At 67.8% G+C, this 14365-nt stretch carries 15 protein-coding genes; 4 read left to right on the top strand and 11 right to left on the bottom strand.

Annotated elements, in window-relative coordinates:
* Positions 1-233 (bottom strand): winged helix-turn-helix transcriptional regulator (locus AB4Y99_RS16130; protein WP_441524007.1); only part of this gene is annotated, 233 nt, incomplete at its 3' end.
* A gap of 100 nt (positions 234-333) precedes the next feature.
* Between AB4Y99_RS16130 and AB4Y99_RS16125 the strand changes: the two genes are divergently transcribed.
* Positions 334-894: a dihydrofolate reductase family protein gene (locus AB4Y99_RS16125; protein ID WP_441524006.1), complete on the top strand. Its 561-nt coding sequence runs from the start codon at positions 334-336 to the stop codon at positions 892-894.
* Positions 895-903: 9 nt separating this feature from the next.
* Here AB4Y99_RS16125 and AB4Y99_RS16120 read toward each other — a convergent pair whose 3' ends face one another.
* Positions 904-1809 (bottom strand): DMT family transporter, encoded by a 906-nt coding sequence (locus AB4Y99_RS16120; RefSeq protein ID WP_429068666.1) that lies wholly within the window; start codon positions 1807-1809, stop codon positions 904-906.
* A gap of 175 nt (positions 1810-1984) precedes the next feature.
* Here AB4Y99_RS16120 and AB4Y99_RS16115 point away from each other — a divergent pair, with 175 nt between their 5' ends.
* Together AB4Y99_RS16115 and obgE are read left to right on the top strand one after the other, a co-directional pair.
* Positions 1985-2851, top strand: a complete 867-nt coding sequence (locus tag AB4Y99_RS16115) for a LysR family transcriptional regulator (protein WP_051988146.1) — start codon at positions 1985-1987, stop codon at positions 2849-2851.
* 44 nt (positions 2852-2895) lie between these two features.
* The gene (gene obgE, locus AB4Y99_RS16110; RefSeq protein WP_038362769.1) at positions 2896-3939 is read left to right on the top strand and encodes a GTPase ObgE; all 1044 of its coding nucleotides are present in this window, start codon (positions 2896-2898) and stop codon (positions 3937-3939) included.
* Between the two features lie 105 nt (positions 3940-4044).
* On the opposite strand, the gene AB4Y99_RS16105 is transcribed toward obgE, so the two are convergent.
* On the bottom strand, positions 4045-5181 hold the full coding sequence (locus AB4Y99_RS16105) for a DSD1 family PLP-dependent enzyme (RefSeq protein WP_441524005.1): 1137 nt from the start codon (positions 5179-5181) through the stop codon (positions 4045-4047).
* A gap of 126 nt (positions 5182-5307) precedes the next feature.
* On the opposite strand from AB4Y99_RS16105, the gene AB4Y99_RS16100 reads away from it, so the two are divergent.
* Positions 5308-7128 carry an ABC transporter ATP-binding protein gene (locus AB4Y99_RS16100; protein ID WP_038362772.1) on the top strand — a complete coding sequence of 607 codons (1821 nt, stop codon included), beginning with the start codon at positions 5308-5310 and terminating at the stop codon, positions 7126-7128.
* Positions 7129-7178: 50 nt separating this feature from the next.
* Here AB4Y99_RS16100 and AB4Y99_RS16095 read toward each other — a convergent pair whose 3' ends face one another.
* The 8 genes from AB4Y99_RS16095 to AB4Y99_RS16060 all read right to left on the bottom strand — a co-directional run.
* Positions 7179-7700, bottom strand: coding sequence for a hypothetical protein (locus AB4Y99_RS16095; RefSeq protein ID WP_441524004.1), 522 nt, complete (start codon positions 7698-7700; stop codon positions 7179-7181).
* An 11-nt stretch (positions 7701-7711) separates the two neighbouring features.
* On the bottom strand, positions 7712-8641 hold the full coding sequence (locus AB4Y99_RS16090) for a nucleoside hydrolase (RefSeq protein ID WP_441524003.1): 930 nt from the start codon (positions 8639-8641) through the stop codon (positions 7712-7714).
* Positions 8642-8645: 4 nt separating this feature from the next.
* On the bottom strand, positions 8646-9410 hold the full coding sequence (locus tag AB4Y99_RS16085) for an ATP-binding cassette domain-containing protein (protein ID WP_441524002.1): 765 nt from the start codon (positions 9408-9410) through the stop codon (positions 8646-8648).
* Positions 9411-9608: 198 nt separating this feature from the next.
* Positions 9609-10553, bottom strand: coding sequence for a sugar ABC transporter substrate-binding protein (locus tag AB4Y99_RS16080; RefSeq protein WP_441524001.1), 945 nt, complete (start codon positions 10551-10553; stop codon positions 9609-9611).
* A gap of 43 nt (positions 10554-10596) precedes the next feature.
* On the bottom strand, positions 10597-11553 hold the full coding sequence (locus tag AB4Y99_RS16075) for an ABC transporter permease (protein WP_441524000.1): 957 nt from the start codon (positions 11551-11553) through the stop codon (positions 10597-10599).
* Between the two features lie 5 nt (positions 11554-11558).
* Complete coding sequence (locus AB4Y99_RS16070) at positions 11559-12353, bottom strand: SDR family NAD(P)-dependent oxidoreductase (RefSeq protein WP_441523999.1); 795 nt, start codon at positions 12351-12353, stop codon at positions 11559-11561.
* A gap of 1 nt (position 12354) precedes the next feature.
* A complete protein-coding gene (locus tag AB4Y99_RS16065; RefSeq protein WP_441523998.1) occupies positions 12355-13167 on the bottom strand; it encodes a BtpA/SgcQ family protein in 813 nt (270 codons plus the stop codon).
* Between the two features lie 12 nt (positions 13168-13179).
* On the bottom strand, positions 13180-14365 hold a 1186-nt coding region (locus AB4Y99_RS16060; protein WP_441523997.1), incomplete at its 5' end, for a xylulokinase.

The raw sequence follows: 14365 nt of genomic DNA, 5'->3' as shown, positions 1-14365 counted from the left end.
TTCTGCTTGTGCGTAATGTCGTCGCGGCGCGAGAGCAGCCCGCGCTCGACCAGTCGCTTCAGCCGGTCGGCGAGGATGTTCGAGGCGATGCCTTCGTCTGATTTCGCCAGCATCTCGCGAAAATGCCGGCGGTTGCCGAACATGATGTCGCGCAGGACGATCAGGCTCCAGCGATCGCCCAGGATTTCCAGCGTCAGATTGATCGGACAGCCCGAACGGCCGGTCTCGCGCATGCTCGTCTCCAAAACCAGTTGCAATATAGGATCGGTTTCGCTACACAGCAACTGATTGCAAATTGAAACTGGTTTTGACCGAACCTGTCGGGAGGATGCCATGGCCAAGGTGATCGTCTGGAATCTGGTGACGCTGGAGGGGTTCTTCGAAGGCAAGGAGAAGTGGGATCTCGGCTTCCATGGTGACGCCTGGGGCGAGGAGCTCTCCGCGCTCAGCAGCGAATTCGGGCGCAAGGCGGGGCTGCTCGTCTTCGGCCGCKTCACCTATGAGGGCATGAAGGCCTATTGGACTTCGGCCGAGGAGGAGGGCGAGACCAAGGGTTTCATGAACGCTCTGCCGAAGCTCGTCGCCTCACGCAGCCTGACCGGCTCCGACTGGAACAACACCACGGTCACGGCCGATATCGTCGCGGAAATCACGCGCCGAAAAGCGGAAGCCGGCAAGGACATCTATGTCTTCGGCAGCGCCGTACTGACGGAGTCGCTGCTGGCGGCAGGGCTCGTCGACGAGATCATGATCGCGGTCGCGCCGGTCACGATCGGGCAGGGCACGCCCTTGTTCAAGCCGAACGCGGAAAAGCGCCATTATGCGCTGATCGCGGTCCGTCCGCTCAAGAACGGCACCGTGATCCTGCACTACGGCGTCAAGCCGGCGGTCTGAGCGCAGAGTTCAGCCGCGCCGCACCATCAGCACGGCGGCGAGAATGGCGACGCCGCCGAAGGCCTGCACCGGGGTCGGCTGCTCGCCGAAGATCGCCCAGGCGGCGAGCACCGCGACCAGCGCCGGCCAGACCATGACGAGCGAGGCCGCACTGGCGCCATAGCTGCCGAGCGAGAGCGTGATCAGCCCCTGGCCGAGCGCATGCGAGACGAGGCCGAGCCCGATCACCGCGAGCCAGCCCTGCAGGCTCATCGGGATGATCTGCTCGTGCAAGACCAGCGCCGCGACGAAGCAGAAGCCGGCGCAGACGAGGCTGGAGATCAGGCTGACCAGCCCGGCATCGGCGCGGCCGCGCGCACGGCCGATGGCGAGGATATAGGCGGCGTACGACATCGCCGCACCGACGGCCAGCGAATCGCCAAGGAGATTGCCGGTGGCGGCGGGGTTGCCGGTGAATTTCGGCAGCACGAGCAGCAGCGCGCCGGCGATCGCCAGCATCAGCGCGCCGAGGATGCGGCGCGACGGCTTGTCGCCGAGGATCAGCCAGCCGCCGAGCACGACGCCGACCGGCGCGAGATTGCCGAGCAGCGAGGCGTTGGCGATGGTCGTGAAGCCGAGCGARGCATTGTAGAGCACGACATCGACGCCGAAGGTCAGGCCGGCCAGCGCGATCGGCACGAAAGCGCCGCGACCGAGCGAGGATCCGCCCGCAGGCCGGCGCCGCTCGAAGGCGGTCCAGGCCATCAGCACGGGCATGGCGAAGATCATCCGCCAGAAGCCGGCAGCGGCCGGGCCGACATCGCTGAGGCGGACGAAAATGCCGGAAAAACCGATGAAGGTCGCGCCCGCGAGCAGGGCGGCGAACATGGCGAGCGCGGGGGAGGCGGGGCGGACGGAAATCGCGGGGGCGGACATCGAAACTGCTTCTGTGCCGGCGGCCTGGCCCGGAAGGCTTCCTTCGCCTTCCCGCATCGGCCGGTCCACCGGTTCTGCGCTGCTATAGGATGCTTTTTCGCATCGGAAAAACGGATTATACTGATTTAACCATTCTTAAAATCGATGGATGATCGGCGTCTCACGGAGGCACATGATGAACGGCCATTTCGACCTCGCCGCGCTCGGCATGCTGGTCGCCGTCGCGGAAACCGGCGGCTTCACCGCTGCCAGCGCGCGGCTCGGGCGCACGCAATCGGCGATCTCGGTGCGCATCCAGGATCTGGAGAGCCAGCTAGGCCACAAGCTGCTGGAGCGCTCGCGCCGCGGCGTCACGCCGACCGATGCGGGCGAGCGGCTGATCGCCCATGCAAGGCGCCTGCTGGCGGTCGAGCGCGAGGCGCTGGCCGATCTGGGCGGGGAGACGCCGACAGGGCGGCTGCGCATCGGCGTTCCCGACGACTACATGGACGCCTATCTGAGGCCGCTGATCGCGCGCTTCGCGGTTGAGCATCCCAAGGTCGAGCTCGAGGTCCGCTGCGATATCTCGAAGCGGATCGAGCCGGCGCTCAAGGCCGGCGAACTCGATCTCGCCGTGGTGACGCAGGATCCGCAGCGGCCGCTCGGCGAGATGCTTAGGCGCGAGCCGCTGATCTGGGTCGCGGCGCGCGGCCATCGGCCCGAATTGCAGGAGACGCTGCCGCTCGCCCTGTTCTCGGAAGGCTGCCGGGCGCGACCGCGCATCCTCGCGGCCCTGAACAGCGCGGGGCGGGCGTATCGGCTGGTCTTCTCCTGCTCGCATACCTCCGGCGTGCTGTCGGCGGTCGAAGGCGGTTTCTGCGTCACGGCGATGACGGAAAGCGCGGTGCCGCCCTCGCTGCGCCGTCTGGGGCCTGCCGAGGACCTGCCGCCGCTGTTCGAGCTCACTGTCGGGCTGATCATGGCGCCGCATCCCGGACTGGCGGCCCAGCGCTTCGCCGATGCGCTGCGCGAGGAAATGAGCGCTTTCAGGCTCGCGGCGTGATGCGACGCATTGCCCTAGTGCCCCCGGATCACTACTGAGAAGCCATGAAATTCCTCGACCAGGCCAAGATCTATGTGAAGGCGGGTGACGGCGGCGCCGGCTGCGTCTCCTTCCGTCGCGAAAAATTCATCGAGTTCGGCGGGCCCAATGGCGGCGACGGCGGGCGTGGCGGCGACATCGTCGTCGAATGCGTGCAGGGGCTGAACACGCTGATCGACTACCGCTACCGGCAGCATTTCAAGGCCAGGACCGGCGAGCACGGCATGGGCAAGGACCGCCACGGCGCCAATTCGCCGGCGATCGTGCTGAAGGTGCCGCCGGGCACGGAGATCCTCGAGGAGGATGGCGAGACGCCGATCGCCGATCTGACCGAGCCGGGCCAGCGCTTCGTGCTGTGCAAGGGTGGCAATGGCGGCTTCGGCAACGCCTATTTCAAGACCTCGAGCAACCAGGCGCCACGCCATGCCAATCCCGGCCTGCCGGGCGAGGAGCGCTGGATCTGGTTGAGGCTGAAGCTGATCGCCGATGCGGGCCTGGTCGGCCTGCCGAATGCCGGCAAATCGACCTTCCTCGCCGCGGTGACGGCGGCCAAGCCCAAGATCGCGGATTATCCCTTCACCACGCTGCATCCCGGCCTCGGCGTCGTGCGCGTCCATGACCAGGAGATGGTGYTGGCCGATATTCCYGGCCTGATYGAGGGCGCGCATGARGGCCAYGGSCTCGGCGAYCGCTTYCTCGGCCATATCGAGCGCTGCCGCGTGCTGCTGCATCTGGTCGAGGGCACGAGCGAGCACGCCGGCAARGCCTACAAGGTCGTGCGCGAGGAGCTGGAGGCCTATGGCGAGGGGCTGGCGGACAAGCCCGAGATCGTCGCCCTCTCCAAGGTCGACGCGCTGTCGCCGGAGCTGCTGAAGGAACAGGTGGCACGCTTGAAGCGGGCGGCCAAGCGCATGCCGATCATCCTGTCCTCGGCCTCGGGCGAAGGTGTCGATGCGGCCCTGCGGGCGCTTTTCGCGGTGGTCGAGGAGGCGCGCCGCGAGGAAGAGCGCGAGAGCGCTCCGGTGGAAGAGACCGGCTGGCGGCCGTAAGCGGGCATAGGTTCAGCGCGACATCGCGCAGCAGCCCGGAACCGAGGATCGCGACGGGTCCGGCCTTGCCAGCCTCAGGGCAAGCTCAGCCAGCATTCCGGGCGATCAGGTCACGGCGCCGCGCGCCGCAACCGGCCAGACCGCCTCGACATGGGCATCGGGCCCGTGCAGGCCGCGCACGCAGACATACCAGTCGTGCAGGTTCACGGTCGGGTCGCAATGGCCGGGAATCAGCAGGACGCGGTCGCCGCGATGCGGCAGCGCGACGGGATCCCCGATCAGGACGCCATGCTCGTCGGAAGGCTTGGTGTAGATCGCGCCCTCGCGCTGGAACGGCACCGGCATGCCGGAATCGACCGAGGCGGTCTTGTGCCCGGCATCGACGATGGCGCGGTCCGGCACCGGCTTGCTCATCACGCCGGCGAGGATGAAGAGCGCGTGCTCGAAACTGCGGAAGGGCGAGCCGTCGGCCTGGCGGTTGCGGGCATAATCGGCGTCCATGAAGATGTAGGAGCCGCATTGCAGTTCGTTCCAGATGCCCGATTGCGCCTCGAGCTCATAGGTGCCGGTGCCGGCGCCGCTGATGACCGGGCACTCCAAACCGGCCTGGGCGAGGCGCTCGGCGGTGTTGCGCGCGGCGAGCCCGGCGCGCTCGATGGCCTCGCTGCGCTCGTCGATGGAGCGCATGTGCTGGGCCGAGCCGTGATAGGCCTGCAGGCCGGCGAAGCGCAGCGTGTTCGAGCGCGCGATGGCCTCAGCCAGCCGGACGGCGCCTTCTCCCGGCGCGACGCCGCAGCGGCGCCCGCCGACATCGATCTCGACCATGACGTCGAGCACCACGTCATGGCGCGCGGCAGCCGCGGCCGCCTCGCGCACGCCGTCGGCGTGATCGACGCAAAGGCCGATCTTGGCGCTGCGCGCGAGGATGGCGAGGCGGTCCAGCTTGGCGGGGCTCGCGATCTCGTTGGTCACCAGCACGTCACCGACGCCGCCGGCGACGAGGATCTCCGCCTCCGAGACCTTCTGGCAGCATTGCCCGACGGCGCCATGGGCGATCTGGCGCAGCGCGATCTCCGGGCTCTTATGGGTCTTGGCGTGAGGCCGCAGACGAATGCCGTGAGCCTCGCTGAAGGCGGCCATGGCGACGAGATTGCGCTCGAAGGCATCGAGATCGAGCAGCAGCGCAGGCGTATCGATCTCGGCGAAGCTCTGGCCCGGCTGCGCCGGCGGGGTCGAAGGCATGGAGTCTCCTGAATCGTTCGGGCCATGGGATGACAGCTTCGTGTCCGGAGCAAGACCCGATTGCCACATTGCCCGTCCCATCCACGCCAGTGGCGCTTGCCGGCCCGGCATGGTAGGGCGCGGCCCATGAAGATCGGCCGCGTCACCGACGACACCCTCGCGCTCTTCGCCCGCGTCTGGCGCGAGCAGATCAGCCGCTACCTGCCGCAGATGGCGATGATCCTGGCGCTGGTCGTGGTCATCGCGGCGACGACGAGCTTCTATCCGCTGCTGATCAAGGCGGCCTTCGATGCCTTCGCCGATCCGCTGGCCGCCGAATCGACCGGGTTCGTGCGGCGCATGGAGCGACTGGTCTCCAAGTCGATCAACTACGATATCGGCGTGATCAACGCCGTCGCGACCGTGGTGGTCATCGTGACCGCGATCAAGGGCTTCTCGCTGCTGGCCCAGACGGTGATGACCAATACCGTCGTCAGCCGGATCGAGGCGGACATGCAGACGGAGCTTTACGGCCATCTGATCGATGCCGATCTCGCGCAGCTTCAGAAGGAGAACCCGGCCTCGCTGACGCAGCGCTTCACCACCGATTTCACCTTCGTCAAGGAAGCGCTGACGCGCATCGTCAACATCGCCATCCGCGATGTGGTGACGGCGATCGCGCTGATCGGCGCGCTGTTCTGGATCGACTGGCAGATGACGCTGGTCGTGCTGCTGATCGCGCCCGTGATCGCCCATCCGATCGGCCGGATCGGCAAGAAGCTCCGGCGCATGGCCAATTCCCAGCAAGAGCAGACGGGCATCATGGCGAGCCTCGTCACCGAAAGCCTGCAGGGCGCGCGCGTCGCCAAGACCGATTCGCTCGAGCCCTATCTGAAGCAGCGCGCGGCCAGCGCCTTCGAGACGATCCGGGCGCTCAAGATGAAGGCCGCCAATGCGCGCGGCCGGCTCGATCCGCTGCTGGAGGTCGGGGGCGGCATGGCGGTCGCGGGCGTGCTCGCCGCGATCGGCGTGCGCATCACCTCGGGCTCGTCCACCGTTGGCGATTTCACCGGCTATGTTTCGGCCCTGCTGCTCGCGGCCCAGCCGATGCGCTCGCTCGGCAATCTCAACGCCATCGTGCAGGAGGCCGGCGCCTCGTTGAAGCGCTATTACGCGCTGCTCGACGAGAAGCCCCAGATCCTCGACCGGCCGGGCGCGAAGCCGCTGGCGGTCTCCTCCGGCGGCATCGCCTTCCGGCATCTGCGCTTCCGCTATCGCGAGGATCAGCGCGCGCTGGAAGGAATCGACCTCGTGGCGCAGGGCGGCAAGACCACGGCGCTGGTCGGGCGTTCGGGCTCCGGCAAGTCGACGCTGCTCGCGCTGGTGCCGCGCCTCTACGATCCGACCGGGGGGCGTATCGAGATCGACGGGCAGGATCTGCGCGATGTGAGCTTGAAGAGCCTGCGCCACCAGATCGGCGTCGTCAGCCAGGATGTCGTGCTCTTCGACGATACGGTGCGGGCCAATATCGCCTTCGGACGGCCGGGCGCGAGCGAGGCCGAGATCGTCGCGGCGGCGCAGGCTGCGGCGGCGCATGACTTCATCACGGCGATGCCGGGCGGCTACGACGCCTCCGTCGGCGAGCGCGGCCACAAGCTCTCCGGTGGCGAGCGCCAGCGCATCGCGATTGCCCGTGCGATCCTGAAGGACGCGCCGATCCTTCTGCTCGACGAGGCGACGAGCGCGCTCGACACCGAATCGGAGCGCCTCGTCCAGCAGGCGCTGGCGCGGCTGATGAAGGGGCGCACGACCCTGGTCATCGCGCATCGGCTCTCGACCATCCGCGAGGCCGACCTGATCGTGGTGATGGACGAGGGCAGGATCGTCGAGACCGGCAGCCATGACGCTTTGCTGGCGCGCGACGGCGCCTATGCGCGGCTGCACCGGATGCAATTCGTCGAGGGTTGAGCGTCAGCCGTCATTRCGAGCGAGGCCTTGGTCCTCGCAATGACGGAGAGCTACCGGCAGAAATCGGCGCAGCTGGCTTCCCAGAATGCTTTGCCGGATTCAAGCTCGGGCACCGAAGGCCGCGGCTTGCGGCCGGGCAGGTCGTCAGGGACCGGCTTCACCAGCTCCCACCAGCGATGGGCGCATTGCGAGCGGAAGGCCATCTGGTCGGAGATCGAGGTGCCCTCCTTCTCCAGCACGATGTCGAGCGCGGCGCAGGTCTCGCGCAAACGCTCGTCATGGGCGTCGCTCGGGTCGTTGGCGTAATCGTGGAAGGCCTCGGTGAAGGCTTCCATCTCGCGGGCGATGTGCGGCCAGTCGCTGCGGGCAAGGTTCCAGGCGTCCATCCATTCGCGCACCACGGTCTCGACGGCTTCCGCTTTCGGTTTGTGCTTCACCTTGCGGGCGGTGGTCAGCATGTGGCGCATCAGTTCGGCGCGGGCATGGGCATGGCGCGCCCGGAGCGCGGTTTCCTGCATCCGCGCGATGGCGTCCGCCGCCTCCTGCTGCAACGCTTCGACGAAATGCGGCATGGGGCGATCCTTCAGGGCAGGGTGGCGAGGCGTTCGATCATCCGCTCGAACAGCTCATGGGCCTTCACGGCCGAGACGACATGAGCGTTGGGCGCGCGCTTGAGCCGGCCGTTCCAGTCGATGGTGGTGCGGCCGCGTAGCGGCCCGTCGCCGGTCTCGACCGCGACGAAACAGTCGCGACCTTCGAAGAGTTCCGGCCAGAGCAAGAAGGCGATGACGCAGGGGTCGTGCATCGGGTGGCCGTCGCTGCCGAGTCCGCCGGGGCGCGGGCGGGTCAGCATGCCCGAGATGGCCTTGCCCGTGGCGCTGCCGAGCGTGCCGATACGGGCGATCTGGTCGTGGCTGGCGATGGCCTGCAAGGTGACGCCGAGGCCGAACATCACGATCGGCCGGCCGCAACCGAAGACGATTGCCGCCGCATGCGGATCGACATGAACGTTGAATTCGGCGGCAGGCGTGATGTTGCCGAGGCCGATCGCGCCGCCCATCAGCACGATGCGCCTGACCTTGGGCAGGATGTCCGGCGCGAGCCGAAAGGCCAGCGCCAGATTGGTCAGCGGCCCGAGCGGGCAAAGCGTGACGCCATCTTCGGGAGCCGTGCGGCAGAGATCGATGATCTCCTGGACGGCATGGCCCGGCGCGGCCTCGCTGGCAGGGGCGGGAAGGTCTGCTCCCGCCAAGCCGTCCGGGCCGCAGACGAATTCGGCGGTTTCGAGCGGGAAGACGAGCGGTCCCTCGGCGCCGCGATAGACCGGGATGTCGCCGCGCTGGCCGAGGTCGCGGATGCGCAGCGCGTTCGTGGTGGTCTGCGCCACCGGGACGTTGCCGGCGACGGTGGTGATCGCCTTGAGGTCGATTTCGCCCGGGCTGGCGAAAGCGAGCAGCAGGGCAACGGCGTCGTCCTGCCCCGGGTCGGTGTCGATGATGATCGCTTCGGGCATTTTGTCAGGCCGCCTTGGCGTTGCCGGACATGATCATATGGGCGATATCGTCGGCGGTGAGGTCGCCGAGCGGCCGGTCCACATATTTGCGCCCTGCGCCCATGATGACGACGCGGTCGGCCAATGCCACCACGTCGCGCATGTTGTGGCTGATCAGGATGACGGTGCGCCCGTCGGCCTTGAGCTTGCGGATGAGGTCGAGGACGAGCGCGCTTTCCTTGACGCCGAGCGCCGCCGTCGGCTCGTCCATGATGATGATCTCGGCGTTCCAGCGCAGTGCGCGCGAGATCGCCACCGCCTGGCGCTGGCCGCCCGAGAGCCGCTCGACCGGGCGCGTCATGTCGGTGACGGCGGCGGAGAGCTGCGACAGATAGCGGCGCGATTCCGCGATCATCCTCTTCTTGTCGAGCACGCGCAGAAAGGGCAGCAGCACGGGCTTCGTCAGCTCCGAGCCCATGAAGACGTTCTGGGCGATGGAGAGGCGCGGGGCGAGCGCCAGATCCTGATAGATCGTTGCGACGCCATGGCCAAGCGCGTCGTGCGGCGAGCCGAAGACGACCGGCTTTCCGCGCATGCTGATGGTGCCGCTGGTCGCCTCCTCGGCGCCGGAGATCACCTTGATCAGGCTCGACTTGCCGGCGCCGTTGTCGCCGCACAACGCGACCACCTCGCCCGGGAAGATATCGAGATCGACCTCGCGCACGGCGACGACGGCGCCGTAGCTCTTGCCGATGCCGCGCAGGGAGAGGAGGGGGGTGGGTGCGGTCATCGCTTCAAACCAGTTCTGGGGCGGGGCGGCTTGGCGCAACTTGCCCCCTCGCCCCTTGCGGGAGAGGGGTGGGGTGAGGGGTCTCTCGACGCTTCCAATGCTGCCTTTGCCGACGCAAACCGGAAATCRCAGCACGACCCCTCATCCGTCTCGACTTCGTCGAGCCACCTTCTCCCCCGAGGGGAGAAGGAAGAGCACTCACTTCTTCAGGAACTGCTGGACGTTGTTCTTGTCGACGAGCACGGCGTCCATGAAGAGATAGGGGCCGCTGGCGACGGTCTCCTTCGGCTTCTTCTCGACGACGATGGTCTGGACGGCATCGACCGCCTTCTTGCCCATCTCCTCGAAAGGCACGGCGACGGTCGCCATGAAGGTCGAGCTGGGGTCGGCGATGCGCTCATAGCTCTCCTGGCCGCCATCGACCGAGACGAGCGGGATCTGGCCCTTCTTGATCCCCTGGGCCTGCAGCAGGTCGTCAATGATGTAGGCCTGCCCGTCGAAGGAGGCCCAGATGCCGTTGACCTTGCCCTGGTTCTGCAGGAGCAGCGCCTGCATGCCGGAGCGGACATCGTCGCGCCAGCTCTGGGTGCGGCCCATCGAGAACTTGCCGAGCTCCTTCACCGCCTGGTTCTCGGAGAGCACGGCGTCGAGGATCTTGCCGCGGATGCGCGAGGCGACGTTGAGGTCGAAGCGCGAGGTCAGGATGTTGCCCTGATAACCGAGCTGGCCGAGCAGGTAGAGCGCGGCATCGGCGCCGATCTTGTATTCGTTCGACTGGATGTCGAAGAGCGCATGCGGGCTAGACCCCGATTGCACGGTGATCACCGGGATGCCGGCATCCTTGGCCGCCTTGAACTGGGCGTCGGCCTCGACCGGCTTGCCCATGGCGATGATGATCGCGTCGACTTTCTTGGCGATCAGCGCGTCGAACTGCTCGGCGTGCTTGGGCAGCGCGCCTTCCGAATTCAGCAGCGTGACGTTCCAGCCCTTGGCCTTGGCGGCGGCCGCCGCCGCGTTGGCGACGCGGGCATGCGTCTCCGACGAGAACTGGAAGCCGATGACGCCGAGCTCGAAGGCGCCGGCGGATTGGCCGAGCGCCAGGAGCGCGGCCGCCGCGACCAGCATTTTGCGCAAACCGAACATGTGAACTCCCCTCTTCTGTTTCTTTGAGCGCAGATTCTGGATGTCAGACCTTGAACGCCACCTTCCGGATCGCGCTGGCCGAGAAGGCGACGGAGCCGATCATGATCGCGCCGAGCATGATGTCCTGAACGTAATAGGCGGCGCCGAGCAGCACCAAGCCATTGCCGAGCACTTTCAGCACCAGCGCCGCGAAGACCGTGCCGGSCACRTTGGGCTTGCCGGGTTCGAACATCGTCATGCCGAGCAGCACGGCGGCRATGGCATAGAGCAGGTAGTCGCCCGCCATGTTCGGCGCGGCCGAGGACAGGTTGGCGGCGAGCAGCACCGCCATGATGCCGGCGAAGACGCCGGCGAGCAGGAGGCCGATGCGCTTCATCCGCGCGGTCGCGATGCCGGCGAGCCGCGCTGCCTCGTCCGCCTCGCCGGTCGCGACCATATGGGCGCCGGTGCGGGTCCATTTGACCAGCCCCCAGGCGAAGAGCGTGGCGCCCGCCAGCCAGAGCACGAGATTGGGAATGCCGAAGCTGGTGCCGCGCGCCAGCCCGGTGAACTGGATCGGCCAGCGGCCGGTGAAGGCGACGCCCTGCGTGATCATGAAGGCGCAGCCCCGCGCGATGGCGCCGGTGCTCAGCGTCATGATCAGGGAGGGGATGCGCAGCCGCGTCACCCCGAAGCCATTGAGCGTGCCGAAGACCACGCCGACTGCCAGCGCCGTCGCCACCGCTGCGGCCGGAGGATACTGGAGCTTGATCAGCCAGCCGCAGACCACCGCGGCAAGGCTCGCGACCTCGGCGACGGAGAGATCGAGCTCAGCCACGATGAAGGCAAGCGTGAAACCCAGCGCCAGGATGGCGAGGAAGCTCGTATCCTTCAGCACGTTGACGATATTGGTCGCCGTAGCGAAATTCGGCGCGAAGATCAGGAAGAACAGGATCAGCGCCAGCCCGGCGAGCGCCGTGCCGTAGCGGCCGATCAATTCGCGCAGGTAGACGCCGCCCATCCGGTTCAGGCTCCCTTCGCGATGGTCGAGATCGGCGACAGGATCTCGATGCCGCCGGTGATCGGGATCAGCGCGCCGGTGACGAAGGCGGCGCCGTCCGAAAGCAGGAAAGCGATCACGTTGGCGACATCCTCGGGCCGTCCCAGTCTTCCCAGCGGCGTCCGCTGCGCCGCGCCCTCGACCAGCGCGTTGAACTGCTGAGCGAATCCGTTGCGCACCATTGGCGTATCGATGATGCCCGGCGCAACCGCATTCACGCGGATTCCATGCGGCCCGAGCTGCTGGGCCATGCCGTAGGTGAGGGTCGCGACGCCGCCCTTGGCCGAGCCATAGGCGAGATTGGCGCCGCCATTGCTGTGGGCGATCGAGGAGATGTGGACGATCGAGCCGCCCTCGCTTTGGTCGATCATCTGGCGGGCGGCGGCTTTCGAGATGCGGAAGACGGCCGAAAGGTTGATGTCGACGAGCCTGTCCCACTCGTCATCCTCCATCTCGACCAGCGGCACGGGGCGCGAGGCGCCGGCGCCGGTCACGAGATGGTCGAGCCGGCCGAAGCGCGTGGCGGCGAGATCGATCGCCGCCTGCGCGAAGTCGCGCTCGCGGACATCGCCGGCCAGCGTTTGCGCTTCGCCGCCTGCGGCCGTGATGTCGGCGGAGAGCGCATCGAGCCCGGCCTGATCGAGCCCGCAGAGCAGGAGGCGATGGCCGGCAGCCGCGAGCGTCGTGGCGAGGACCGAGCCGATGCCGCCGGAGGCGCYGGTGATGAGCGTGACGGGCTTGGTCGTGGTGGGCCTGGTCATCTCAGGCCGCCTTGCGGGCTTCATAGGCGCGCACCAGGGCGTGGGCGCGCTTCGGATCGACCGGATTCAGAGTCTGGCGGTCTTTCTTGATCGAGGTGCCGATGATGAAGATGTCGGCGACCTCCGAGAGCCGGGCGATATTCTCCTCGGCGACGCCGGTACCGACCGCGACGGGCGTATCCGGGACCTGCTTGGCGACGCGCTCGATCACCGAGATGTCCGCTTCCTTGCCGGCGGCCGGGCCGCCGACGCAGACGACATCCGCGAGCCCGATGAAGACCGCGCCCGAGGCATGCTGCTCGACCGGGCGCGTGTCGAGATTGATCGAGAAGCCCGGCGTGACGTTACAGATAATGCGGATGTTTTCCGCGCCGAGATTGGCACGCAGGCGCAACGCGCGGGCACCGTCCGGCGTCATCATGCCGATATCGCCGGCGAGCAGCCCGGTCAGGAAAGCGCGCACGAAGCGCCCGCCCGTGGCATGGGCAACGGCGATGGAGGCGGGCGGGTCGATCAGCATGTTGACGCCGTGCGGCAGCTTCGTCTGGGCCTGGCATTCGGCGATCACCTCGGTCATCGCCGCGACGACCTCGACCGGCATGTTGGCCTCATAGGGCATGTCGGATTCATTGGTGTAGAGCAAAGCGTGGAAGCCGGTCTCCTCCAGGATCCTGGCCTCTTCCTTCGCCTGCTTGACGATCTTCCGCATGCCGCCGCTGCGGTCGTAGAGCGGCGTGCCGGGCAGGGCGAGCGTATGGACGCAGCCGACCAGCAGATGGTCGCGGCCATATTCGGTCTGGACGAGGGTCTTCATGGCGTCGGGTCCTTACGGAGACGATGGCGTGGCATGGATGCCGGGCAGGCTGCCGGCGCTGCGCGAGAGCCCGGCGAGATCGGCCGAGATCGGCGCGAGCGCGGCCTCGGCCCGGCGGAAGACGGCAAACAGGGCGTTATAGGCTCCGCGACGAGCCGGATCAGGTTCGTAGCGCCGGGCGGGGGTGACGAGCGCCTCCTGCGCCGCCGCGAGCGAGGGGAAGCGGCCGAGCCCCGTCCAGGCGATGATGGCGGCGCCGAGCAAGCCGGGTTCCTTCGCGGCACCGACCACGACCGGGCGGTTGCAGAGATCGRCCTTGATCTGCGCCCAGACCGGGTTGGAAGCGGCACCGCCGCCGAAGCGGATCTCGCCGACCGGGGCGCCGAGCGCGGCCTCGGCCCGTTCCAGCACGATGCGGTTGAGGCAGGCGACACCTTCCAGAACGGCAAAAGCGAGATCTGTCGCGCCATGCTGGCGGCCAAGTCCGAGGAAGGCGCCGCGCAAGGCCGGGTTCCAATAGGGCACGCGCTCGCCCTGGAGATAGGGCAGGAAGACCAATGGTTGCGGGTGGCGCCGCCCGGCGAGCAGCTTGCCGATGCCGTCGCCGACATCCGCGAAGCCGCGCTCCGTGCCGCCGAGCAGGGACACCAGCCAGGCGGCGGTGTCGGCGCCGTTCTGGCTGGGGCCGCCGAGCTGCCAGAGTCCGCGCCAGTCGACCGTCAGCAGGCCCTCAGTGGCAGCGGCCTGCTCGCCGACGACGCCGAGGACTTCGGTGGTGCCTGAGATGTTGTAGGCGAAGCCGGGCCGCATCGCGCCCAGCCCGGTCACGGCGACCCAGGTATCGCTGGACGAGCAGAAGACCGGCACACCCGCCAATCGCCCGAGCGCGCCGGGCAGACCCGGCTGGACCGGCCCAAGCACCGCGCAAGGCTCCAGTGCCGGTGGAATGATCGAAGGCTTCAGGCCGAGGGCCGAGAGCGCGTCGCCATCTCCCGTCAACTCGGTGCAGGCCATCAGCCGCGCCATCGAGATGGGGTCGCCCGCCTGCCTGCCGGTGAGGCGGAAATTCAGCCAGTCCTTCGGCTCGAGCACGCTGGCCAGCGCCCTGAAGCAGGCCTCCTCCTCCTCGGCCAGCCAGGCGAGTCGGGCGAGCGGGTGGAAGGCGTTGATGCGCTCGGCTTCGGGATGATCCGCGAGC

Source organism: Allobosea sp. TAB14 (assembly GCF_052113865.1).
GTDB classification, from domain to species: Bacteria; Pseudomonadota; Alphaproteobacteria; order Rhizobiales; family Beijerinckiaceae; genus Allobosea; species Allobosea spartocytisi.
The sequence above is the reverse complement of the archived record's forward strand: the minus strand, read 5'-3'. Positions and strand labels throughout refer to the sequence as shown.

Excerpts from the sequence above, each read along its gene's own strand:
- AB4Y99_RS16065 (WP_441523998.1), bottom strand. The coding sequence starts at position 13,167 with ATGAAGACCCTCGTCCAGACCGAATATGGCCGCGACCATCTGCTGGTC.
- AB4Y99_RS16115 (WP_051988146.1), top strand. The coding sequence starts at position 1,985 with ATGAACGGCCATTTCGACCTCGCCGCGCTCGGCATGCTGGTCGCCGTC.
- AB4Y99_RS16095 (WP_441524004.1), bottom strand. The coding sequence starts at position 7,700 with ATGCCGCATTTCGTCGAAGCGTTGCAGCAGGAGGCGGCGGACGCCATC.
- AB4Y99_RS16105 (WP_441524005.1), bottom strand. The coding sequence starts at position 5,181 with ATGCCTTCGACCCCGCCGGCGCAGCCGGGCCAGAGCTTCGCCGAGATC.
- AB4Y99_RS16085 (WP_441524002.1), bottom strand. The coding sequence starts at position 9,410 with ATGACCGCACCCACCCCCCTCCTCTCCCTGCGCGGCATCGGCAAGAGC.
- AB4Y99_RS16080 (WP_441524001.1), bottom strand. The coding sequence starts at position 10,553 with ATGTTCGGTTTGCGCAAAATGCTGGTCGCGGCGGCCGCGCTCCTGGCG.
- AB4Y99_RS16090 (WP_441524003.1), bottom strand. The coding sequence starts at position 8,641 with ATGCCCGAAGCGATCATCATCGACACCGACCCGGGGCAGGACGACGCC.
- AB4Y99_RS16100 (WP_038362772.1), top strand. The coding sequence starts at position 5,308 with ATGAAGATCGGCCGCGTCACCGACGACACCCTCGCGCTCTTCGCCCGC.